A 246-nucleotide genomic window follows, 5' to 3' on the forward strand; every position below is an offset into this window, starting at 1 on the left:
CTCGTCGAGACCGGCGAGCTTCGGATCGTCCCGGCTCATCGGCGCAACGAAGTCCTTGCCCTGCTGCGGCGTGGCCTGACCGACATCAGCGTGTCGCGCAGTGCGGAGCGGGCGCGCGGCTGGGGCGTTCCCGTCCCCGATGGAGATGAGGTCGTCTATGTCTGGTTCGATGCGTTGGCGAACTATCTCACAGGTCTCGGCCACGGGTCCGATGAAACCCTCTCGCAGCGCTATTGGAACGGCGGC

The 246-nt window shown here is 66.3% G+C and carries 1 protein-coding gene; it reads left to right on the plus strand.

Annotated features, from left to right (window positions below; genetic code table 11):
* A partial coding sequence (locus EOD29_RS34090) for a class I tRNA ligase family protein (RefSeq protein ID WP_164764054.1) occupies nt 1-246 on the plus strand: 246 nt, incomplete at both ends.

This window comes from Mesorhizobium sp. M1A.T.Ca.IN.004.03.1.1, assembly GCF_003997555.1.
Lineage (GTDB): Bacteria > Pseudomonadota > Alphaproteobacteria > Rhizobiales > Rhizobiaceae > Mesorhizobium.